We start from the raw sequence: 21,806 nt of genomic DNA, 5'->3' as shown, positions 1-21,806 counted from the left end.
GTAGCCAAATCAAACTATTGCTCGCGAAATGCCCGAGACATGCTGTCTGAGACTGGTTTGGCGATATAGGCGGCAAAAGTGCGTTCTTCGGTCTGGATCATGATCTCGGCCGGCATGCCCGGAGTGGGTACAAACCCCCTGACACGTTTTAGCTCTTCAGGTGTTAGAGAGATGCGCGCCAAATAGACCTCTTGCGGGACGCCCTGGGAGTCCTCGACCAGCGCGTCGGCTGAGACATAGAAGACCTGCCCGCTCAGAACCGGGGTTGTGCGCTGATTGAGCGCAATCAGGCGCACGGTCGCGTCCTGTCCGGTGACGACGCTGTCGATCTCGGTGCGGGGTATCTGGGCCTCGATGATCAGTGGGGCGTCTGCGGGCAGGATCTCGGCTATGGGTTCGCCGGTTTCGATCACGCCGCCGGGTGTGTGGTAGTGCAGGCGAACAACGGTTCCGGTGACGGGCGCACGCACGACCGCGCGAGCCAGAACGCTGCGGGCCTGTCGGGATTTCTCGCGCACACTTTCAAGGTCGGCTTCGATCACACCCAACTCATCCAACGCGGCCTCGCGATAGGCTGAACGGGTGCGGGATATCTGTTCTTCGTATTTCAACAGCATCTGGTTGATCTCGGCGGCTTCGGCCTGCAAACGCGCCTGCTGACCATCGGCTTCGGCCTGAACGCGGCGGATCGTGTTGAGATCGCCTTTGCGCACCAACCCTTTTTCGAACAAGGCTTCCTTTGTCTCGAACTCTTCTTGCAAGATCTCCGAGCGTCTCTGCATGCTTTTCAACTGAGCCTCAAACCCGCTGGCGCGGATTTTCAGGGCCTCCATGTTGCGGGCCAGAAGCGCGACATCGTTCAGCAGCGTTTTGCGCGAGACATCAAAGCTGAGCCGTTGGCCATCGAGGATCGTCATCACCTCAACATCATTTGACGCCTCGATCAGGTCGGGGGAGAAGTTGAGCTTTTCGCGCTCGCCATATTCTGCCAGCAACCGCTCGGTCATGGCTTGCAGGCGGATCTTGCGAATGAACAGCTCTCTCTCATTGGCCTCGGCCGAGGTCTGATCCAGCGTCATCAGTACCTGACCGGCCTGCACGGCCTCACCTTCCGAGACTTTGATATCCTCGATAATCCCCCCCTCAAGGTGCTGAACGATCTTGTTGCGGCCGGTGGCAACAAAGCTGCCCTGCGCGATGACGGCTGCCGCCAGTGGCGCGCTGAAAGCCCAGACGCCGAAGCCGCCGAAGCATACGACAAGCATCACGAACCCCACCACGATCAGACGGTTGATCGAGCGCGGAACCTCGGCATACCAGACGGTCGGCTCGGACGGAGACGTGTTGACGGGTACGATATCGTTCATGATCAGCCCCCCTGCTGGCCTTCAATGCCGGGTTGTTTGCGTGGCGCATTCAGTTGCTGCAGCACCTGTTCACGCTGGCCGAACAAGGCGACGCGCCCATCGGTCAGCAGCATGATCTTGTCCACCACATTCAGAAGTGTCGGCTTTTGCGTAATCACAACGACTGTGATCTTGCTGTCCTTGGCCTGCGCTATCGCCCGCGCCAGCGCCTGATCCCCCGCCACGTCGAGGTTCGAGTTCGGCTCATCCAACACCACCAGACGTGGGTTACCAAAGAAGGCGCGCGCCAGCGCAATACGCTGTTTCTGCCCACCCGACAGGGGCGATCCGTCAGCGGCGACAACGGTTTCATAGCCCTGCGGCAAGGTTGCGATCATGTTGTGGACATCGGCCAGAACGGCAGCGTCGTGGATTTGTTCGTCGGTCGCGTCCTCTCGCATCCGGCCGATATTGTCCTTGATGGTGCCGGGGAACAGCTGCACGTCCTGCGGCAGGTAGCCGATGCTTTCACCAAACTGGCGCGGGTCCCAGTTGCGGATATCCATCAGGTCCAGCCGCACACTGCCCGAGGTCGGCAGGATCGAGCCCACAAGCGTCTTACCAAGCGTCGTCTTGCCCGCGCCGGAATTGCCGATGATCGCCAGCGTCTCACCCGGATTGAGCGCAAAGGTGATCCCGTTCAGCACGACGCGTTTGGTCCCTCCGGGCACATAGAGAAGACGTTCGACATCCAGCCTGCCTTCGGGACGCGGCAGGCGCAGTTTTTCGAACTGAAGCGCGGAATTGGACAGGAGCGCATTGATCCGCCCATAGGCTCCGCGGGTCAGAAGGAAGCCGTTCCACCCCTCAATCGAGCCTTCAATCGGTGCAAAGGCACGCCCGGCGATGATCGAGGCTGCGATGACCATGCCGCCGGTGATCTCACCTTGCAGGGCCAGAAACGCCCCCCACCCCAAGATGGCGATCTGGGTCAGCAGACGCACGGCCCGCGAAATAGCCGCGAAGATCACATTGCGATCCTGCGCACGCACCTGCCATGTCAGCGATTGCGCGGTGTCGCGGCCCCAGATCCGCACCGCCTCGGTGATCATCGCCAGCGCGTTGATGATCTGGCTGTTGCGCGACATCGAATCCAGATGCTGGTTCGCCATGGACTGGGCCTTATTCGCTTCGGCAAACGGTTTCGCGGTCGTTTTCTGGTTGATCAGGGCAATTGTCATCAGCAACAGGGCCGTCACGACCACGATCATTCCAAGCTGCGGATGCACCAGAAAGATCATCAGGATGAAAAGCGGAGCAAAGGGCACATCCAGGAACGAGATCAGCGTACCCGAGACCAAGAAACCGCGCACCTGCTGCAGATCCCCAAGGGTCTGATACTCGCGACCATTACCGTGCAATGAGGCATGGGCCGCAGCGCTCAGCACCGGAGCGCCCAGCCGCGCCGCCACTTCGACCGCCGTGCGCATCAGCATGAACCGACGGACCGCATCAAATGCCGCCTGAAAGATAACCGCTCCGGCAACGATCGTGGTCAGCATGATCAGCGTGTCCAGAGACCGGCTGGTCAGGACCCGGTCGCTGATCTGAAAAAGGTAGATCGGAATAGCTAGGATCAAAATATTGGTGGCACAAGTCAGCACCAGAACGAACACCAGATTACGGTAGATCGCGCGCATCGAAACCCGCAACGTGCGCCGGAAATCCTCGGGCGGGGTTCGCTTGTGAAAGGTGTGGGGTGGCCCATTGCCGTCACCACCGCCGGACTTGGTCGGCGGCAACGGCTCGTTTGCCTTGGCCTCAATCGTAGTGCCTATGCGATCCCCACCATCTGTGCGCGCAGAGGGGGTCTTACGCGCTTTGGGTATGTTGGTGTCAACAGGATCAGAGGCCTCGGCTTTGGCCACCCCAGCGCCGCCACCTTCAGGAGTCGTATCTTGCGAAGGGTACGGCTGTTCGCGCCGAAGGGGAGGATCGGCGCGGTGAGTGTTCTTCGGTTCTGCAGAACTAGGCTTAGCTGCCATTTGCTCCTTGCCCCGCGACGCGTCAGGCGTATCGACGCGCAGCGCATCATGCAGCAGAAGCAGGGCTGACTTTTTGGGTTCTTGCGGCGCATTCGATCCCTTTTCGGTACGCGGCGCCTCGGACACGGCAACGCCGCCATTTCGATCCAAAGGGCTGGAACAGATGGTGCGGCGCGACGAAAACACAATCGACATAAACTAACCTTCCGGTCACTCGCTATAATTACAGGAAATCAGGCCAGCATGGTCTGCAGGCCGTCGTCAGCGCCCGCCATCTCGGTCGGGGCTGTTTGTTTGGCGACGGTTTCGTGGATCTTGGCCAGCTCGCTGTTGGCCTCTTCCATCAACACGGCGATGGCATCATTCGTCAGCTCAGAAATGTCGCCCTGATCAGGTACATCATACAGGCTCGCCTGATGCAGAAGCAGATCCGAATAGGTCTCCTCAGCCGCCATCACCACCGAGTCGATCCCGGCCTTGGCAACATTTGCCGCATTCAGCAGGGCATTGCTACCCGCGATGATCTCCGTCTCGGCGGCCTTGGGCCCAGACACGTGCACATCATCCTGATCCAGCAGCATGGTGACCTGTTCCATGATGTTGACCTGCAGCAGATCGCCTTCGATTTTCAGGGCACGGATCTGCTCCATCCCTGCGAACATGGGATCGTTAAGCAGGGCGTCCTCAAGCGCGTCCATATCCGCTTCACCCAGCGCCATGGCATTGGCCATATCCTGGTGCAGCTCCTTGTGGCTGTCCTCGCCCGTTTTCGAAACCGAGGCCTCGTTCATGACAAGGTTTTCATCACCCTGCGCCGAGATCGAGCCGCCCGATACGATATCGTCATCCATCAACACGTTGGTTTGGAACAGCATATCGACGGATATCATGTTGCCGCCGATCATGATCACATCATAGTAGCTGCCCAGCTGGATAATCTCGGTGACGTTGACCATCTGGTTGTCACCCATCGCATAAAGCGTCGTGCTGGCCGAGATTTCGGCCTGGATGTGGTCGATATCCGTGGCGTCGATCTCTTGCTTGATGAAATTCGCAACGACCAGATCGCCACTGATCCAATCGACCGAGGCAAAGGCGGGTTGTCCTTCGGCCCCCTCAGCCTGGTTCAGCCAATAGGCGGCTTTCGCCTCAACGCCGACCGAGGCTGACTGCACCACCTTGGTTCCGCTGCTCCCGCCTTGTTCGATCTGGTCCCAGTCGGAAATCACAGCGACCTGGCTGATCACGGTCAAATCCATCGCCTTGCCGCCTACGGCTATGTAGGGCGCATCAATCCATGCAATCGTTGCCGCCACTTCGTTGACCGCAAGATTGCCGCCCGCGATGACCATATGGCCGTCGGCAAAGTCTTCATCATCCGAGCGGTCCCATTCTGTGGGCAGCATATCTGGGGTGTCGGCTTCCTCATCTGGTTGGTGATAGGCCGGAAGCAGGTCGTCCCATTCCAGGGCCTCTTCAACCTTTTCGCCGTTTATGATCACACCAACGGCGTCTTCGCCGTGGAACTGGTGAACCGTGACACCTTCGATGTCGGAGTTCATCGGGTTCACGATCTGCTCGGCAATCTCAGAGAGCAGTTCAAGCGAAGCATAGTCGGCCAACGCAAAGGACGGCGCAGCGACTGCATGGAAAGTCAGCGCGGCCTCGAGCATGTCTTGCCCTGCACTGATCAGGGCGTCGACATCGCGGAATTCCCCTTCTCCGACGACGTCATTGTCGCGCAGGAACAGGGTCTGGAAGGTGTAGGTGACTGCTGATCCAATCAGTTCGTTCTGAAACTGGAACAGCATCAAAGGCGGTGCTTCCGACGGACCCAATGCCGCCTCGCGTACCGCCTCAGAAGGACCCTCTGGTGGGTCGAGGAAAATGCTTGTCTCATAGATCGGGCCGTTTGCCGGGGGTGGCGGCGGCAGCTCGGCCGGGGGTGTGTTGAATTTGAAAGGGATTGGGGCATAGTTGCCCGGATCGGCCTTCAACGTGGCCTTGACCTCAATTCTCGTGGGGTCTGACAGATCTTCAAGTTCGACTTTCCGCCGTAGCGCGGTGAACTCTTCATACTGGTCTCTCAATCGTCCTTGTTCGATTGTCAGCTCAAAAGTTCCAACAAAATGTGCAATCGTTTCAGTAATACTGTCGAGGGACATATTAAGGTTCCTTGTCACCCGCGACGGCCGAAAATTTCCGCTTTGGGTTTGCTAAGCCGGGGCCACGTGGCGCGCCCCCGGCGGTTTTGAAAAAAGCTCGGGCTCTGAAAATGGCAGAGCCCGAAACGGGTCTTAGACCTCGGTATCGTCGCTGGCATAGGACGACGTCATCGAGCCGCCCACCATGGTCGTATCGACCGAGTTACCAAGGACGTTTGCGCCCATGACGATCGACTGGTTGAACGCCGCCGTATCGACAACAGCCGCAGCCGAGGCATAGGATTCGCCGTTCACGATGCCATCGCCACCGTTGTCAGAGCCCCAGGTACCGGCGTTTCCGCCTGCACCACCTGCGCCAGAATTGGCGCCCGAGGCTTCGCCACCGGTGTTGGTTGCACCGTTTGTCATGCCGCCGGTCGAGCTTCCCATGACCGCGCCGCTGGTGCCGCCAGCCGCTGTGGCCGCGCCACCATAGCCGCCGTCACCGGACATTGCCGATCCCGTCGCGCTGCCGGTTCCAGTCGAGGTCGCATCGTTGTCAGCAGACCCCGCGCCGCCATAACCGGCAATCGCTTCGGCCAGACTGTCAGCGGTTCCATCGGTGTCAGCTTCTGCAAACACCTCGTTGTCACCACCATCGCCAGCTGTGTTGGTCGCATCCGCAGATCCAGCACCACTACCGGTCGATGTCGACGTCGGCGAGGTCATACCACCTGCGCCACCAGTCCCTTCGGCAGTCGATTCACCGGTTCCGGTTGCTTCGGCCGTGCCATCGGTCGCATTGCTGCCACCGGCTCCGCCCGAACCATCGGGGGTTTGCAGGTTGTTGGTCGCACCTGTCACGTCACCCGGGCTTTGCGAGATGTCAGGACCTGTCGCGGACTGGTCGCCAACGCCTTGTGCGTCCGAGCTTGTGTCAACGCGGCCACCGCCTGCGCCACCGGCACCTGCGCCGCCGGGACCATTCCCGCCTGAGCCCATGCCACCGGTGCCTGCACCGCCAGGACCATTACCGCCCGAACCGGCTCCACCAGGACCATTGCCACCAGCACCCGTGCCGCCTGGGCCGTTACCGCCCGAGCCTGCGCCGCCGGGGCCATTGCCACCAGAGCCTGCGCCGCCCGTTCCGGCACCACCGGTTCCGGTTGCGTCGCCGGCTGTGCCGCCGCCGCCCGTTGTCGGATCGGGATCGGCGAGATTCAGGCCAAGACCCAGATTTTGCTGGTTCAGCGCAGACAATGCGCCTTCCGCTGTGCCAGAAGCTCCGCCAGAGCCTGTGCCGCCTGGGCCAGCTCCACCCGGACCATTACCGCCGGTACCCGTACCGCCTAGTCCGTTACCACCGGTGCCCGAACCACCCGGTCCGTTACCGCCAGTGCCAGCTCCGCCCGGACCATTGCCGCCAGTCCCGGCACCGCCCGGACCATTGCCGCCGGTCCCAGCACCACCAGAGCCTGCACCGCCCGGACCATTGCCGCCATCTGCGTCATTGGCACCCAGAGCGCCAGAACCCGCGATACCCGCAGCATTGTTGCTGCCTGCGGTCGCGCCATTAGCTTGGTTGCTGCCAGAGCTTGTGTTGTCAGCGGTACCATTGGACTGCGCATTGCCGCTGCCAGCGTTCGAGCCTTGTGCGGACGCATCCGTGCCCGCCAGACCAAGACCGGTTCCTAGCGAGCCAGACGTATTGTCGCCGCCGTTGGCATTGCCGTCAGCGTTCGAACCAGACAGGCCAAGACCCAGGCCAAGACCAAGAGATCCGGCCGCGCCACCTTCGCCGCCATTGCCGGAACCACTTGCACTGGAGGACCCGGTATTGTTCGCGGTCGAGTTGCTGTTGGCATTGCCGCCTGCTGCGCCAGTACCGGTGCCATCCGCATGCGCACCGGATAGGCCAAGACCGAGGCTGGCATTGTGCGCCTCGCCTGAGCTTGCGCCCGCACCACCGGTTGCCGCGCCGTTGGCGTCTCCGGAGTGACCACCAAGGGCCATAGACGTGCTGCCATAGGTGTCACCCCAGGCTTCGCCGCCATGGCTGGTGCCACCGCTGCCGGACGCTCCACCATCAGACGAGGAATCAATGCCCTCTTCCGCGGTTGCGTTGCCTCCGGTCGCATGGCCGTTCTGTTCGAATGTGCCGGTGTTGGACACCGTCGCTCCGTTCAGCGTGTCATTGTCCGTCAGGCTGGCATACTGGTTGTTGAACGAGGCCATGTCGTTGCCTTCGCCGTTCAACGAGAAGTCTAGGTTCAGATCGTCGCCCGGATCATAGTTCACGTCATCACCTGCCGTGATGACATCACCAGTGGAGGCGGAATCAGCGATATCCACGTCGACTTTATCATCGTCACGCGGGATCCACTCACCTTCACCAAAGTCGATATCGACCCGGTTCACGTTGTCATTGGTGCTGTTGCCATTGTCGCGAACGGTATTGCTGTCATTGCCGCCATTGGTGTTGCTGTCATTGCCACCGTTCGTATTGCTGTCATTGCCGCCATTGGTGTTGCTGTCGTTGCCACCATTGGTGTTGGTGTCATCACCACCGGTGGTGTTGTCAACGGACTGCTGTTGTTGCTGTTGTTGCTGCTGGGCGTTTGCAGCCATCTCCATTTCGGGATCTTCAACAACCGGTTCATCAACGACCGGGTCCATGTCTTCGACATCAATTTCTTCGACGGTTGTGACTGGGGATAGAATTCTACGGTCAGACATATTGATTTCCACTCTATTGGCGCACCTGACCACCATTCATCTCAAAGGTGGTTACCTGTGCGGTTGAAACAAAAATCCGCACGGTATGCCTAAGCGCATATCCCTGCGGTCTACTGGTTCCGAGCTTTCTGCACCTCCTTTCCCGGCTAAGCCGACGATCCCGCCAAAAGAGATTCGCGAAATTGCGCGAGGGGCGGGCGTTAAAGGAAAAATCTTCGCAATCTGAAGTAGAAGAAGCGTCGCAGCCTTTAACAAAGCTGCCAAGCTATCGAAAAGCTCTAGAACGGATAGCCCATTGAAATCTGAAGATATTGCGGGAGTGGTCGGAGTTTTCTCTAAAAAATCCGACCTAAAACCCTACCGATTGGGCTTAGACGAAAGAAGCCGTTGAATTCCCTCTACTTACCCGAAATACCCGCACTACGACCCTAATCAATGGTTCTAGGACCTATTATCAAATCCGAATATCAGGTTGCTGATACCCCATATTTCGTCTACAATATGTCTATATTTTGTAGACTTTTTTGACTTTCGAATTGCCTGAATTTCTTGTGCAGAACTGCGAAAAGCGGTTCGGTTTTTTTAGTGGGGGGGGACAGTAATGATTGACCCGTCTGAACGTGACTACGCCTACCAGAATACCAAGACCGAAGACCTTTCAATTCACTTTATTGGTCGAGAGCTTTTTCTCTCCAATCAAACCCTGAGAAGCGTACAGAACGAATTCGATGTTCGTGCGTCGCGTTTCGATTCACTGGACGACTTGACCTCGGCCAAAGCGCAGGCCAGCCGCGTTCTGGTCGTGGATCAGGTCATGCTTGAGGACCTGCTGGAACGGCCAAGCGAATATGCGGCACAAGTTCCGTTCGGGTGCCTCGCCTTTTCCTACCGCAAGGACGCCGCAGCCCGGTATTTGTTTGAACGCTGGGATCGCACCAAATTTGGCGAGATCGGCTTTCTGCCTATGAACGTCGCCCCTGATGTGTGGCGATCGATCCTGCGGCTCCTTATGCATGAGCAGCTTCATCTGCCCAGTTTCCTCGCCGATTGTGTCGCGGGCCCTCAGGCGACCCCCTGCAAGTCACCTGCATCCTCTGTTACGCCCAAGCCCGTCAACACTCAGCAGGTTGAGCTTTTCGGCAAGCTGACGAAACGGGAAAAAGAGGTCCTCAGGCTGGTGTCTCAAGGGCAGAGCAACAAGGTCATCGCGGCCGGGTTGGGGATCACGGAACACACCGTCAAATTACATATGCACAATGTGGTCGGCAAGATCGGGGTCAGCAACCGCACCGCCGCCGCACATTTCTATTTCGAGGTTGCGCCTTTTGACGCGCAAAGCCCCCGTGTTGGCTGATCTCGTGGAAGAACGGTTTGACCGGCTGATCCTGCTGGTGGGGCGGTTGAACTATATGTGGACCAACACCGAAAGCCTGCTGATCCACCTAATTGCGGGTCTGGCAGGCACCAGCAAAGATGCCGCCGTTATCATCTTTCTGACCCTGAACACGACCCGCGCCCGGATTGATCTGGTTGAGCGGCTTGCAAAAATGGATGGCCGCGCCGAGGGCATTCGGGACCCGATCCTGGAGCACACAAGACGGCTTGGAAAACTGTCCGGCATCCGCAACCGGTTCAATCACTGCATCTATTCCTTTGATCCCGAAAGCGGCAACCCCAAGACCATTCTGATGCGCATTGCGGATCGGAAAACAGACATCAAAATGGGTCGTTCAGATACTCTGGATGGTGAGGCCCTGCGCGAGATTGAACAGGTTGTCGAAGACCTGTCCACCCTGAACCGAGATATCTGGCAGCTGATCACAAGGCTCGACTATCCGGTATAAGGAGCTGTGTGTGGTACCCGCGGCCGGACTCGAACCGGCACGGCCTTCCGGCCCAGAGATTTTAAGTCTCTTGTGTCTACCATTCCACCACGCGGGCAACCTGTGTCGACCCGTGGTCGGCACGCGTTGAGACCTACGCCCATAGCTTTGCGAATTCAATGCGCTTCGCGGTGAAAAACGGCTGAAAAATCGCACAAGTATCGCAGTGTTATCGGAGTCAATTCGGCAAGCAGGGCCATTCCGCGATCACCTGCCCCTCTCGCAACGCTAAAACCGTTCCGAACAGGTTCAGAACAGCCTCGCTTTGGCTCGGGCGGATCAACGCGATGTCACCGGGTTTGACGGCATGACTAGAGCGGCCAGTCCAAACCTCCTGATTGCTCGACCGCCCGAAGACCGAGGAATAGGTGAACCCGCCGGGGTGCACGGGTTGGCCGAGGAAATGCCCTCCGAAGATCGCGATATGGGTTTTGCGCCGGGGCAGGAATTCCAATCCGGGCAGAGGGTTTGACGGCATGGTCTTGAGAACAGGGGTGGCCAGAAACGCAGCTGGTTGAAAGCCCGTCGTGGTCGCGTGGTCAAAATCGGATGGCTTCACGAGGATCGAGCCAAACGCAACCTCGGTGGCTGGCCCGGGCGTGCGGTAGCTCTGAAATGTCAGGCTGCCGCCGGTGTTCAAGCAATACCCCGCGCCTTCAGGCAGTGCAGCCACGGCATGTTCAAACGCTTTGGCGCTGGCCTTCGTCGCCCGCGCCTTCAGGACACCGGGCAGTTTCGCCAGATGCGCCTCATACCCCATAAGCCCGCTGAGACGCGCGTTTGGATGCGCTGAGGTCACTTGCGCGAGTTCGGAAACCTGATCTACCCTCAGCCCGCCGCGATGCAGACCAATATCCACCTCAAGCGACAAACGCAGGGACGTTTGGCTTGTCTCCGCCAAGGTCAGATACGCGCGCAGGCGTTCGGGGGTGTCAATCAGCCATTGCACCCGGTATGCGGCGCCCGCGCAGGTCTGCAACACACGCGCGGCAGAAGAAACAGGCAACGGTTTTCCGATGAGATGGTCCGTGTTTTGTTCCGCTTGCAGTAACTCCATTAGCATCGGTTCGGAAAAGCTCATCAGGCCTGAACTTGGGATCAGCCCGCGGATATGATCCAGCAACGGCAGGCAAGGCAGAGATTTTGCGACCAAGCGCCGGTCCAGTCCGGGGTCAGCTGAGGCCTGTGCTGCCCGACAATTTGCCTCGACACGATCCAGATCTATCGCGACGACAGGCTGGTCGACCCCGTGGGTGCGCAGGGTCTCTGATAGTTGGGTGAAGTAGGGATCGCTCATGGCCGGAACAACCGGGCCAAGGCGGGCGTCATGAATTTGCCCTTTGGGTCCAATTCCTCACGCAGGGCGCAGAACCGGTCGAAATCCGGATACAGGCCGGACAAGTCTTTGTACGAAAGACTATGCATCTTGCCCCAATGCGGGCGCCCTCCGGCCTCAAGAAACAGCGGTTCCAGCGCGTTGAAATAGCGACTGTGGTCTTCACCCGCATCCGTGTGCAGCGCGATCGAGATCCGTGGGCCGCCCTGAAACGGTGACAGGCAGGCCGTGTCACCTGCTGTCTGGCGCACTTCGATTGGGAAATAGATGTCCTTGTGGTCACGCTCCAGTCGGAGAAAGACCTCGGCCAACACATCACCAGCGATATCGGCGGGCAGATGATACTCCATCTCCTTGAACCGAATATGTCTGTCGCTGCACAGCACCCGCCAGCTTTCGCCGACGTAGTCCTCATCCGATTGAGCCAGCGTGAGCAGGTTTAGCAAAAGATTGCGCAGACCGGGGCTGAAGCGCCCAGCGTTTCGGGCGAGCTTCAGTACCTTGACCGCCAGCATATCCAGATCGCGCGGGGCCTTGCTTTCGGGGGCATCGGAGACGGCATGGCGCAGCTCGACCGCTTTGCCGGTGAAGGGGATGTAGAAGAACTCGAAATTCCGGTTCTCGGCCCAGTTCTGATGCATGTTGGACAAGACATCCGACAGATCGGTCAGCGTGACCTGACGGCGCAGATTGTATTTCGGCACGACATTGATCCGCGCCTCCGTCAAAATGCCCAGCAAGCCCAACGTCACCTGCGCCATCTCCAGAGGGATCTGCGAGGTGGTCAGCATGTCACCGGTCGCCCCTATGAACTTGGCATCCGTGATCTCGGCCGCAAGGCAGGGCAGAGTGCGTCCGGTGCCGTGGGTGGCCGTGGATGCAGCCCCGGCCAGAGACTGCGTGTTGATGTCACCCAAATTGCGAAACGCCAAGCCCTGCTCGGCCAAAGCGGGCGAAAGATCTCGCAAACGCGCATTGGCATTGACCCAGACCTGCCCATCTTTGACTGGTCCAACCGTAGGCAAATGCAACTGTGACAGATCCAATATCCGCTCGGCGCCGCCTACGATTGGGGTAAAGGAATGCCCTGCCCCGACGACCCGCAGGTTTTCAGGTTCCGCCACCGTCGCCCGCAGCTGTTCCAACCCCAAAGGGCGCGCAATCGGAACGGTGGCGGTTTCGTTCCTGGCCCAGTTTGTCCACATGCCTATCATCCTCCCTGAACGAGGATTGCAGCCAAGGCACCGCCAAACAAGTCAGGATATCAGCGCATTACGCTACGTGAGGCTGCCTTCAGGCGGCATCCGCCCGCTGTGCTGAGACCTTTTCGAACCAGCTGACAATCGCCTCAAGATCCGGGGATAGCTGTTCTGCCGCCCCGCCCGTGAAGGCCTGAAACTTCTCATCATTCAACCCGTTGACGCCCAGCAAAACGGGGATGTCCTGTGCCAGAGCCTCGGCGATGACGGGGCGGAAACCACGTCCGTCGGCCTCGTGCTTGCCGAACTTGTTGATGATCATCAACTGCGGATCATCGGCAAGCGTGGCCATGACCTGTCCTACAGCCTGCTCGAGCGCTGCAGGGTCCAGACGGCAGCCGCGCGCATGCTCGCCCAGGGATTGCGAGATACGGATGGTCTCGCCATCGGGCAAAACCTGCACATCCATATCGCATTTGCTGCTATCGGTGCATTCCGTGTTGGTCTGCACGACCCCCGCCAGTTTCGCCCCACGCGCCAGCAGGTGTGCGGCGACGGCGCTTAGCAAGCGGTCGGTCGCGCCGCGATCGGTGGTGGTAACATAGGCCAGATGCATTTTTGGACCTCGTAGTTCAGATTTCGGCATACCAGATAGCACGGGATATGCGGGTCGACCACTCCTTGCTTCAGGGAAGTGGCGAGACGCCGATCACAGCACCGTGCAAGCCGATCAGAACCGCAAAGACGGCAAGCGAGGCAAGCCATACGTGAATGGGCGGCCACGGTGAGGGCGCGCGTAGCGAAAACCGTGCGGTATTGCGCGACAGGCGAGGCCAGTCCTTGCCTAATGACCGGGCCGTCCGGCGGTCGATCAACGTCATGCCCAGCGCGGCAAAAACGGCGAAAAGGCCAAACAGGATCACATGAGACAAACTGCCATTCGCCAGAAGATGCGCCCCGGCCCACAGCGACAGAGCCGCCAGAAGCGGATGGCGGGTTGTGCGCAGAATACCGGGGCGTTCCGGATCAAAAGCCGTCTTTCCCAACCCACCAAACGAAAACGGGTTGCGGATGGTCAGTCCGGCCATCGCGAGCCAGCACACCACCGGCATCACGACCAACGGCACCCAACGCAGCACAGGCCACGGAGGGATGACCTCGACATAGGGCGCATTCGCCGCGGCCACGATCAGCCATGCAAGGACAATGACGGACAATGACGAATACGCCAGAAGATACCCCCTTTGCCCCAGAACCGTGACCAATCCGGCCCGCACCGGAGCCCGCGCGGGAATGGCGTGGCTGAGGAAAAACGCCGTCAAAGCCGATATGAATGGCACCCAACTGGACATGGACTCTCCGATAGATATTTCGACCCGTGTAGCGGTATCGTGCCGATTTGGTCTTGCGCTGAATCAAGCACCGGCTGCGGCCCGGCCACGTCTACGTGAAATCGCCTTGCGCAACTCTAGTGACGCACTAGGGTTGATCACATGGCCTTGCGCACTCTGTTTATGCTCCTTTTGCTTCTGTCCTCCTGCGGGCGTCCCCTGACCGAGCAGGAGCGTGGCTTTGCAAGCGCGGTGCAAGGCACGACGCTGGATCTGGATAGCGTCCGGCTGGTCAAAGGGGCCCCTGTCGTACCGGTCACCTATTTCCGCGAAGCGCGCCCGCGTGAGGCCTGTCGGGAACGCATCCTGCCTCCGGTCGAGGCAGGCGTGGTCACCGGAAAACCGGCCGCCGTTGCCCTGTTCAACAAGGTCTATTTCGCACGCGATTGGTATCTTGAGGACTACATGTCCGACTACCCCGAAGAGATGAACCTGATCGCCGCCATGCTGCTGGCGCACGAACTGACCCATATCTGGCAATGGCAGAACCGCGAGACCACAGGCTATCACCCTCTGCGCGCCGCGGCGGAACATGGAGGGCGCAAGGATCCGTATCTGTTCGATCTGGAAACCTCGCCGGATTTCCTGTCCTACGGGTTCGAACAGCAGGGCGCGATTGTCGAGGAATATGTCTGCTGCCGCGCGCTGGACCCTCAGGCGGAGCGCACCAAAAGGTTGCACGATATGCTAGGTATACACTTTGATCTGTCCCCGCTGCCACAGACCGGCCGCGAGCGTGACATCGCAATCCCGTGGAGCGAGGCAAAGATCGAAGGCATCTGCAGCTGAGCGTTTAGCTGCCCTGCAAGGTTTTCAGATATTCCACCAGATCGACAATGGGCTGGCTGGTCAGGATCGGTTGCCCCTCGGGCGTTTTGATCGCGGCGTCCTGCCCTTGGAAATACGGGCCATAAACTGGCATTGGACTGCCGTGGCTCACCAACGGATCACGCCCGTCAATCCGCGCCACCACACGGGCCGTTGGGAAGGCACCGTCCGCGTTTGCCAGTGTCTTCAGGTTGGTTGGCTGAATGACCAGCACACCCGCCATCGGCCCATGGCCGGTTGCATCAATCCCGTGACAGGTGGCGCAATAGTGCTGGTAAAGCTCAGCGCCTTTCTCCGCATCCTGCGCCCATAGCGGGACAGACATGGCAATCAGAGCTGACGCCGTTGCAAAACAAAGCTTTGTGATCATCGCATCCTCCTACCACATTTGCTCTCAACAGGCTTGCCCGCTGCGCGGCTTGGCGCAATGATCCAGATCAACGAATACGGGTAAAGAGGGTTCGGGCCATGACACACTACGCAGCCATCATGTTGGCCGCCGGGATCGGAGTCCCAATCCTGGCCGCTTTGAACGCGGCGCTTGGCAAACTCATCGGCTCGCCGACCACTGCGGCTGTGATCCTGTTTGCCATCGCCTTCGGGTCTTCCGCGCTGGTGATGGTCGTCTTTCCCGGTTTTGAGGCGCTGTCAAAAGTGGCGCAGGCCCCAAAACACCTGTTGCTGGCGGGCGTTCTGATCGCTTTCTACGTCCTGTCGATCACCCATGTCGCGCCGCATTTCGGCGTCGGCAATGCCGTGTTCTTTGTCCTTCTGGGACAATTGATCAGCACGGCCGCCATCGACCATTTCGGCCTTTTCGGCGCGCAGGTCACGCCACTTACCCTGATGCGCGCAGGCGGGATTGCGGTGATGGCAATCGGAGTGGCGATCACTCAACTGGCTTGAGCACTCCGCCTTCCAACCTGACGATGCGGTCCATCCGCGCGGCCAGGTCCAGATTATGCGTGGCGATCAGAGCAGACAGACCTTGGTCGCGAACCAAAGTCATCAGGGCCTCGAACACCTGATCCGATGTATCCGGATCAAGGTTGCCCGTTGGTTCATCCGCCAGCAAAACGCGCGGCGCGTTGGCCAGAGCACGACAGAACGCGACCCGTTGCTGTTCACCCCCGGACAGCGCCGCCGGACGGTGATCGGCGCGTTGGGCGACACCGACGCGATCCAACAGGGACATCGCCCTGTCCTGCGCATCCCGCTCGGACACACCGTTGGCGAGTTGTGGCAGGGTGATGTTCTCGAGCGCTGTGAACTCGGGCAGCAGATGGTGGAACTGGTAGACAAACCCGACACCCTGACGCCGCATAGCCGTGCGCGTGCGGTCGCCTTTTCCTGCAAGATCCTGACCCGCAATCTCAACGTTACCGCTGTCGGGCGTGTCCAGCAGCCCGGCGATATGCAAAAGGGTCGACTTGCCCGCGCCAGACGGCGCAACAAGCGCGACGGCCTCACCCGCCTGCAACTCTAGATCAATCCCGCGCAAAACCTGCACCTCACCGGGGGTGCCTTGCAGGTAGGTTTTCGTCAGGCCGTTCAGCCGCAAGCTCACATCATTCATAGCGCAGCGCCTCAACCGGATTCAGCCGCGCGGCGCGGCGGGCAGGGAAATAGGTGACAAAGAAAGACAGGCCCAGAGACAGGCCTATCGCCTTCAGAACGTCGCTGAGGTGAAGCTCGGCGGGCAAGGCGTAGATCCCTCGGATCGAAGGATCCCAGACACCACCGCCCATCGCGTAGTTCACAAACGAGAAGATCGGGTCGATATAGAGCGCGAACAGGCAACCCAGGATCACACCCATGACCGTGCCGATGATGCCCGTGAACGCGCCGCAGATGAAAAACACCCGCAGGACCGAACCCTCGCTGAGACCAATGGTGCGCAGGATGCCAATATCTCGGCCCTTGTTTTTGACCAGCATGATCAGGCCCGAGACGATGTTCATCGCCGCAATGAGGACAAGGATCGACAGGATGATGAACATCACGTTGTCCTCGACCTCCAGTGCCCTCAGGAACCCGCCCGAGGCATCCTGCCACGTCCAGATCTGGCTGCGCTCGCCTGCGGCTTCAAGGATAGGGATCAGGATCGGATTGAGGTCTTCGGGGCGCTCGACCATGACTTCGATCTCGTCGGCGACGCCCTCACGGTTGAAAAAACTCTGCGCCTGCGAGAACGGCATATAGACCCGCGTGCGGTCGATATCGTAGCGCCCGGCCGAGAACACGTAGACAACGCGATATGCATTCACCCGTGGCGACGTTCCAAAGGCGGTTTTGACCCCGTTGGGCGAAGTGAGCTTAACGGTGTCGCCAACCGTGGCACCAATGCTGCGCGCTACGCCGGAGCCGATGGCGATGACGTCTTCGCCCGTCTGAAACTCGGACAGATCGCCAACCGCTTCCTCGCTTTCCGCAATCCCCGGCAAATCACGCAGATCGTCGGGGCGCATCCCGAACACCTGAACGCCACTGCTGCGGTCGCGGTTGGTGATCAGCACCTGCCCTTTGACCAAGGGCGCGACCCGTTCAACCCCGGGCACTTGCGCCAGACGCGCCGTGCGCTCCTCAAAATCTGCAATGGTCCGATCAACCCGCCCCTGCGCGTCGATCTCACCCGAGGAATAGACCGTCACATGTGCGTTAGCCCCTAGAATGGTGCCAACGAATTCGGCCCGAAATCCCGAGCGCACCGCTAAAGTGGCAATCAGGGCAAAAACAGCCAATGTGATCCCGATAAGCGAGATCCAGGTCATCACGCTGACGCCACCCTCGGCCCGACGCGCGCGTAGGTAGCGCCAGGCGATCTTCCATTCAAAAGGGGCGAAAGGCTGGGGTGTTTTGGCCATGCCTGCTCCGGGTTATTTTCTGGTTTGGCGCGACCCTTTCGGCATTTCGCCCGAGGGTCAAGCCGCTTGTCCTTATAGGTCAGCTCGAAAGCGCGGAAGTTTGCTGCAGAACCTCTTCGGTCACCTGGCGATCGCATATGCCACGCGTTTCAAGGGCCGCATAGACTTGCCCGCGCAAATCCTCCGGCAGATTCGCGACCGCCCTGTTGTGCAGCCCGAGGGTCAGCGACCTGTCGTCCTGCAGCCGCGCGACCAGCTTAGCCAGTTCATCCGTGGAATACGTCGGCCACATCCCAATATGCGCAGGGTCAGTGGGTTCGAACCACGGCGCATAGCCATCACGTGACTTCAGACAGAACGCGTTCATCAACATGAACTCCGATGGCCGCCGTTTAGACGCAAACAGCGCCTGAACCGAGCCGTAGCGTGTATTGATCTCATCAAGCAGCGAAAGGATCAGCGTCCGGCGCACCGGAAAGGGCGTCGAAAACGTCGTGGTACGCAGGTCGTCCGTCAGCGTTTGTTCAACACCCAAAGCCTCTAGACTCTGGAGCAACCAATTGCGGTGATAGTCGCTTTGAACTGGCATGAACTGAATGCGGGCTGGTCCTTGGGGTGAGAAGAACTCGCCTTCTTCGAACGACCGCAAGAACAGGTTCTTGGTGTCGAGAATGACGATATTCTCGGTCTCTGCCACCCGCGCCGCGCCCAGTTTCAGCACCTGTTGCATACGGTAGCCATTGTTGCCCCTCCATCCGCCTTTGCGGATCAGGGGAAGGCGATAGCGGTTTTCGATCAGGATTCGATCTTTCAGCGGCCGCTTGGCAGTGTGCCCTTCGCCCAGCAACACCTCTTCGCCTTTCAGAATCCGCACCTTAGGGCGCAGCGGGCCGTAGTGCTGCAGGATCGGTTCGATCTCCGCGGCTAGCCCGGCCTCATCTACATCGTTCAGAATAACATGGATCGAGGCCACCTGATCCGGCGCAACAAACCTGGCCATAGACATCGCCTGAAGCCTGAGCAGCGGATAATCCTTGGAATAGACAATAGTGGCGAAACTCAGCACGAACCTGCGGCCTTTCTCTGGGGCGTGCCCTCGTCTATCAGCAAATCTGCCGAGGTCAAATTGCACTGCCTCCAGATCGAAACGAATCACTTGCCGGCACTTTGGCAGGGTAAAAGTAGTCTTGCCCGCCAATTGGTTACACCAGAGGTTGTGACGACCTTCACAGACAGGCCGCTATTGTTTCAGCTATGAAGTCAATATCGGCATTGCGTGAGGCACTGAACTCAAAATGCCACAACAATTAAGCAATTTTATTTCGCTTTTTGCTTAATATCAGAAACTTTGTCACCCTGACTTTGGGGGAACACATTTGAAAGAGCGGGGGTCGCTCATGAATATTCAAAATACAACACTTGGGACGGGCCCGATTTTGGCCCACAAACCTTCATCAGATTTGGATTGTGAAACTGCGGCACTGCTTCGTGCTGCGATCCGTCCGATCTTTGCAAGCGCAGTTAGCTGGAACAATTTGGCCGAGGTCCTGAGGGACAAAGGCTATCGCCTTGCCTTTCGCGAAGGGCGTCTTTGCGTAACCGACCGCGACACCGGCGCACGCGTCTGTGGGATCCGGTTTCTGGGCTTTGAGCTTCGGGAGCTGGTGCGCCGCATGGGGCGTCCGATCGTTGTGGCCCGCGGGAACGACGCAGACGGCGACATTCTGACTGCGCGTCCGGTGGTACAGGCCTAGTAGCTGCGCCAAAACTGAACGGATCGGCGCAGGGTTTTTGCCAGACTGTGGCGCGCGGCGATCTTGATCGGCTCGGGTGTGTCGGGTCGCCGTAAGAGCTCCCAGATCAGACGAGCCGGCATGTGGCCACGTCGATAGAACCCGGCGAAATCATCCAGACTGAGGGCTTTCGCGGATTTGAATCCCGCGTAGTAGTTCATCCAGACCCGAGCGTAATCCTTGCCGGTCGCATCCTGATCACTGGTCGCGCCACGATCCCAGAACAGTGAGATCGGCTCATCCATACGCTCACCCTGATAGCCCGAACCAATCAGGCGCAGCATCAGGTCATAGTCGGCAGCAATACGGAACTGGCGATCGTGCCCCCCCAGCGCCTGAAATACATCACGACGAATGAAGACCGAGTTATGGCAGAACGGCATGCGCTGCAGGATGGCTTTCAGCGACATCCGCTTTTCCATCGTCTCGCCACCATCCTCATAACGGCGCAGCGTTGAGCCATATAGGAAGTCAGGCTTGGTCGCCTCCAGCCGATCTGCGGCTTGGTTAAGAATATCATCCGAGGCCAGCGAGTCGTCTGAGTTCAGGAACAAAAGGTATTCACCCTTTGCCGCCTGCGCGCCCTTGTTCATCGCGTCATACAAACCGCCATCCGGTTCACTGATCACAGTCGTGCGCGGCATCCCTTCGGTCAACTCGTGCAGCAGAGCGACGGTGCCGTCGGTTGAGGCACCGTCTTGAATTATGTGCTCGGCCCGCGCGCAATTCTGACGCTTCATGCAATCGACAACGCCTTTGAAACTGTCCTGCCGCCCTTGGGACAGCAGGTTGTAGGTCGCGGTGATGACCGAGATCAGCGGATCAGGCGATCTGCTCATAAATCCCGGCAATTTTGGTGACGGCGGCTTCGGGGCTCAGCTCTTCGCTTTCGCCCGTGCGACGGCAGGTCAACTCGACCACACCGTTTTTCAACCCGCGCGGCCCGACGGTGATACGCCATGGCAGACCGATCAGGTCCATGGTGGCGAACTTGCCCCCTGCCCGCTCATTACGGTCGTCATAGAGCGGCTCAAGACCCAGAGCGGTTAGAGCGCCATAGAGCTTGTCACAGGCCGCGTCTGCTTCTTCATCACCCTGTTTCAGGTTGACGATGCCACAATGGAACGGTGTCACGCCTTCGGGCCAGATGATGCCTTTGTCATCGTGGCTGGCCTCGATGATCGCGCCGATCAGGCGGCTGACGCCGATGCCATGGCTGCCCATGTGAACCGGAACCGGCTTGCCATCGGGGCCTTGAACGGTCGCGCCCATAGCCTCGGAATATTTGGTGCCGAAGTAGAAGATCTGACCAACCTCGATCCCGCGCGCCACGCGGCGGCGCTCTTCAGGGATCTGGTTGAACAGCGCCTCATCATGGGTTTCGTCCGTGCGCGCGTATTTCGAGGTGAACTCCTCCAAAATCGCCTGACATTGCGCGCGGTCATCATAGTCGATCTGACGGTCGCCAAAGGTCAGATCAGTGACGGCGCTGTCATAGAACACCTCGGATTCACCGGTTTCGGCCAGAACCAGGAATTCGTGCGTGTCATCGCCGCCAATCGGGCCGGAATCGGCGCGCATCGGGATCGCCTGCAGGCCCATGCGTTCGTAAGTGCGCAGGTAGCTCACCAGATGGCGGTTATAGGCGTGCAGCGCGTCTTCTTTGGTCAGGTCGAAGTTATAGCCATCCTTCATGTAGAATTCGCGCCCCCGCATCACGCCGAAACGCGGGCGGATTTCATCGCGGAATTTCCACTGGATTTGGTAGAGGGTCAGCGGAAGGTCCTTGTAGCTGCTGACATGGCCACGGAAGATATCGGTCACCAGTTCCTCAGCGGTCGGCGTATACAGCATGTCGCGACCGTGACGGTCCTGCATGCGCAGCATTTCCTGACCGTAGTCGTCATAGCGACCGGATTCGCGCCACAGATCCGCCGATTGCAGGATCGGCATCTGGATCGCGATATGGCCTGCCCGCGCCTGTTCCTCATGTACAATGTTCTCCAGCTTGCGCAGGACCTTGAAGCCCAACGGCAGCCAGGAATAGATCCCGGCCGAGGCCTGCTTGATCATCCCGGCGCGCAACATCAGCCGGTGGCTGACGATCTGGGCCTCGGAGGGGTTTTCCTTGAGAACGGGCAGAAAGTAACGGCTAAGGCGCATTGGGTGACCTTCAAAGGTGGATTTGAGCTTTTCAAGGTGATTATGCCAAACCCCCGCCGGGGGCAATCGGCCATTGGT

The 21,806-nt window shown here is 59.2% G+C and carries 19 protein-coding genes and 1 tRNA gene; 5 read left to right on the top strand and 15 right to left on the bottom strand.

Translation table 11 applies throughout. The annotated features are described in order from the left end of the window. Positions 1-14: 14 nt before the first annotated feature. From J7394_RS16540 to J7394_RS16525, 4 genes are all read right to left on the bottom strand, one after another. A complete protein-coding gene (locus tag J7394_RS16540) occupies positions 15-1,367 on the bottom strand; it encodes an HlyD family type I secretion periplasmic adaptor subunit (protein WP_209254578.1) in 1,353 nt (450 codons plus the stop codon). A gap of 2 nt (positions 1,368-1,369) precedes the next feature. After that, a complete protein-coding gene (locus J7394_RS16535) occupies positions 1,370-3,391 on the bottom strand; it encodes a type I secretion system permease/ATPase (protein ID WP_371812060.1) in 2,022 nt (673 codons plus the stop codon). Between the two features lie 233 nt (positions 3,392-3,624). Then, on the bottom strand, positions 3,625-5,556 hold the full coding sequence (locus tag J7394_RS16530) for a type I secretion protein (RefSeq protein WP_209254574.1): 1,932 nt from the start codon (positions 5,554-5,556) through the stop codon (positions 3,625-3,627). A 132-nt stretch (positions 5,557-5,688) separates the two neighbouring features. Beyond that, positions 5,689-8,271 carry a hypothetical protein gene (locus J7394_RS16525; RefSeq protein ID WP_209254572.1) on the bottom strand — a complete coding sequence of 861 codons (2,583 nt, stop codon included), beginning with the start codon at positions 8,269-8,271 and terminating at the stop codon, positions 5,689-5,691. Between the two features lie 601 nt (positions 8,272-8,872). Here J7394_RS16525 and J7394_RS16520 point away from each other — a divergent pair. Together J7394_RS16520 and J7394_RS16515 are read left to right on the top strand one after the other, a co-directional pair. Beyond that, the gene (locus tag J7394_RS16520) at positions 8,873-9,625 is read left to right on the top strand and encodes a helix-turn-helix transcriptional regulator (RefSeq protein WP_209254570.1); all 753 of its coding nucleotides are present in this window, start codon (positions 8,873-8,875) and stop codon (positions 9,623-9,625) included. Further along, entirely contained in the window at positions 9,597-10,115 is a 519-nt protein-coding gene (locus tag J7394_RS16515) for a hypothetical protein (RefSeq protein WP_247748267.1), read from the top strand. The genes J7394_RS16520 and J7394_RS16515 overlap by 29 nt, the downstream gene beginning before the upstream one ends. An 11-nt stretch (positions 10,116-10,126) precedes the next feature. On the opposite strand, the gene J7394_RS16510 is transcribed toward J7394_RS16515, so the two are convergent. The 5 genes from J7394_RS16510 to J7394_RS16490 form a co-directional block, all read right to left on the bottom strand. After that, a tRNA-Leu gene (locus J7394_RS16510) sits at positions 10,127-10,212 on the bottom strand. 120 nt (positions 10,213-10,332) lie between these two features. Then, the gene (locus J7394_RS16505) at positions 10,333-11,451 is read right to left on the bottom strand and encodes an alanine racemase (RefSeq protein ID WP_209254568.1); all 1,119 of its coding nucleotides are present in this window, start codon (positions 11,449-11,451) and stop codon (positions 10,333-10,335) included. Then, positions 11,448-12,695, bottom strand: coding sequence for a D-arabinono-1,4-lactone oxidase (locus J7394_RS16500; protein ID WP_209254566.1), 1,248 nt, complete (start codon positions 12,693-12,695; stop codon positions 11,448-11,450). The genes J7394_RS16505 and J7394_RS16500 overlap by 4 nt, the downstream gene beginning before the upstream one ends. Positions 12,696-12,783: 88 nt before the next feature. Further along, on the bottom strand, positions 12,784-13,305 hold the full coding sequence (locus tag J7394_RS16495; protein WP_170489822.1) for a DUF2478 domain-containing protein: 522 nt from the start codon (positions 13,303-13,305) through the stop codon (positions 12,784-12,786). Between the two features lie 70 nt (positions 13,306-13,375). Continuing rightward, positions 13,376-14,041, bottom strand: coding sequence for an NnrU family protein (locus tag J7394_RS16490; protein WP_209254564.1), 666 nt, complete (start codon positions 14,039-14,041; stop codon positions 13,376-13,378). 141 nt (positions 14,042-14,182) lie between these two features. Between J7394_RS16490 and J7394_RS16485 the strand changes: the two genes are divergently transcribed. Beyond that, positions 14,183-14,869, top strand: coding sequence for a hypothetical protein (locus J7394_RS16485; protein WP_209254562.1), 687 nt, complete (start codon positions 14,183-14,185; stop codon positions 14,867-14,869). 4 nt (positions 14,870-14,873) lie between these two features. On the opposite strand, the gene J7394_RS16480 is transcribed toward J7394_RS16485, so the two are convergent. Then, the gene (locus J7394_RS16480; RefSeq protein ID WP_209254560.1) at positions 14,874-15,278 is read right to left on the bottom strand and encodes a cytochrome c; all 405 of its coding nucleotides are present in this window, start codon (positions 15,276-15,278) and stop codon (positions 14,874-14,876) included. 98 nt (positions 15,279-15,376) lie between these two features. Between J7394_RS16480 and J7394_RS16475 the strand changes: the two genes are divergently transcribed. Next, positions 15,377-15,814 carry a DMT family transporter gene (locus J7394_RS16475; RefSeq protein WP_170471758.1) on the top strand — a complete coding sequence of 146 codons (438 nt, stop codon included), beginning with the start codon at positions 15,377-15,379 and terminating at the stop codon, positions 15,812-15,814. Here the strand turns inward: J7394_RS16475 and J7394_RS16470 are convergent. From J7394_RS16470 to J7394_RS16460, 3 genes are all read right to left on the bottom strand, one after another. After that, a complete protein-coding gene (locus J7394_RS16470) occupies positions 15,798-16,484 on the bottom strand; it encodes an ABC transporter ATP-binding protein (protein ID WP_209254558.1) in 687 nt (228 codons plus the stop codon). The two genes, J7394_RS16475 and J7394_RS16470, sit on opposite strands and share 17 nt — an antisense overlap. Beyond that, positions 16,477-17,772: a lipoprotein-releasing ABC transporter permease subunit gene (locus J7394_RS16465; protein ID WP_209254556.1), complete on the bottom strand. Its 1,296-nt coding sequence runs from the start codon at positions 17,770-17,772 to the stop codon at positions 16,477-16,479. Before J7394_RS16465 ends, J7394_RS16470 begins: the two co-directional genes overlap by 8 nt. A 79-nt stretch (positions 17,773-17,851) precedes the next feature. After that, positions 17,852-18,838, bottom strand: a complete 987-nt coding sequence (locus J7394_RS16460) for a DUF6492 family protein (protein ID WP_371812054.1) — start codon at positions 18,836-18,838, stop codon at positions 17,852-17,854. 331 nt (positions 18,839-19,169) lie between these two features. On the opposite strand from J7394_RS16460, the gene J7394_RS16455 reads away from it, so the two are divergent. Continuing rightward, positions 19,170-19,526 (top strand): hypothetical protein, encoded by a 357-nt coding sequence (locus tag J7394_RS16455; RefSeq protein ID WP_209254552.1) that lies wholly within the window; start codon positions 19,170-19,172, stop codon positions 19,524-19,526. Here J7394_RS16455 and J7394_RS16450 read toward each other — a convergent pair. Next, on the bottom strand, positions 19,523-20,404 hold the full coding sequence (locus tag J7394_RS16450; RefSeq protein WP_209254550.1) for a glycosyltransferase family 2 protein: 882 nt from the start codon (positions 20,402-20,404) through the stop codon (positions 19,523-19,525). The two genes, J7394_RS16455 and J7394_RS16450, sit on opposite strands and share 4 nt — an antisense overlap. Continuing rightward, complete coding sequence (proS, locus tag J7394_RS16445) at positions 20,388-21,728, bottom strand: proline--tRNA ligase (RefSeq protein WP_170719296.1); 1,341 nt, start codon at positions 21,726-21,728, stop codon at positions 20,388-20,390. The genes J7394_RS16450 and proS overlap by 17 nt, the downstream gene beginning before the upstream one ends. Positions 21,729-21,806: the final 78 nt, after the last annotated feature.

This window comes from Ruegeria sp. R13_0, from assembly GCF_017743995.1.
GTDB lineage: Bacteria > Pseudomonadota > Alphaproteobacteria > Rhodobacterales > Rhodobacteraceae > Ruegeria.
Note: the sequence above shows the minus strand (reverse complement) of the source record. Positions and strands in the feature narration are given on the sequence as shown.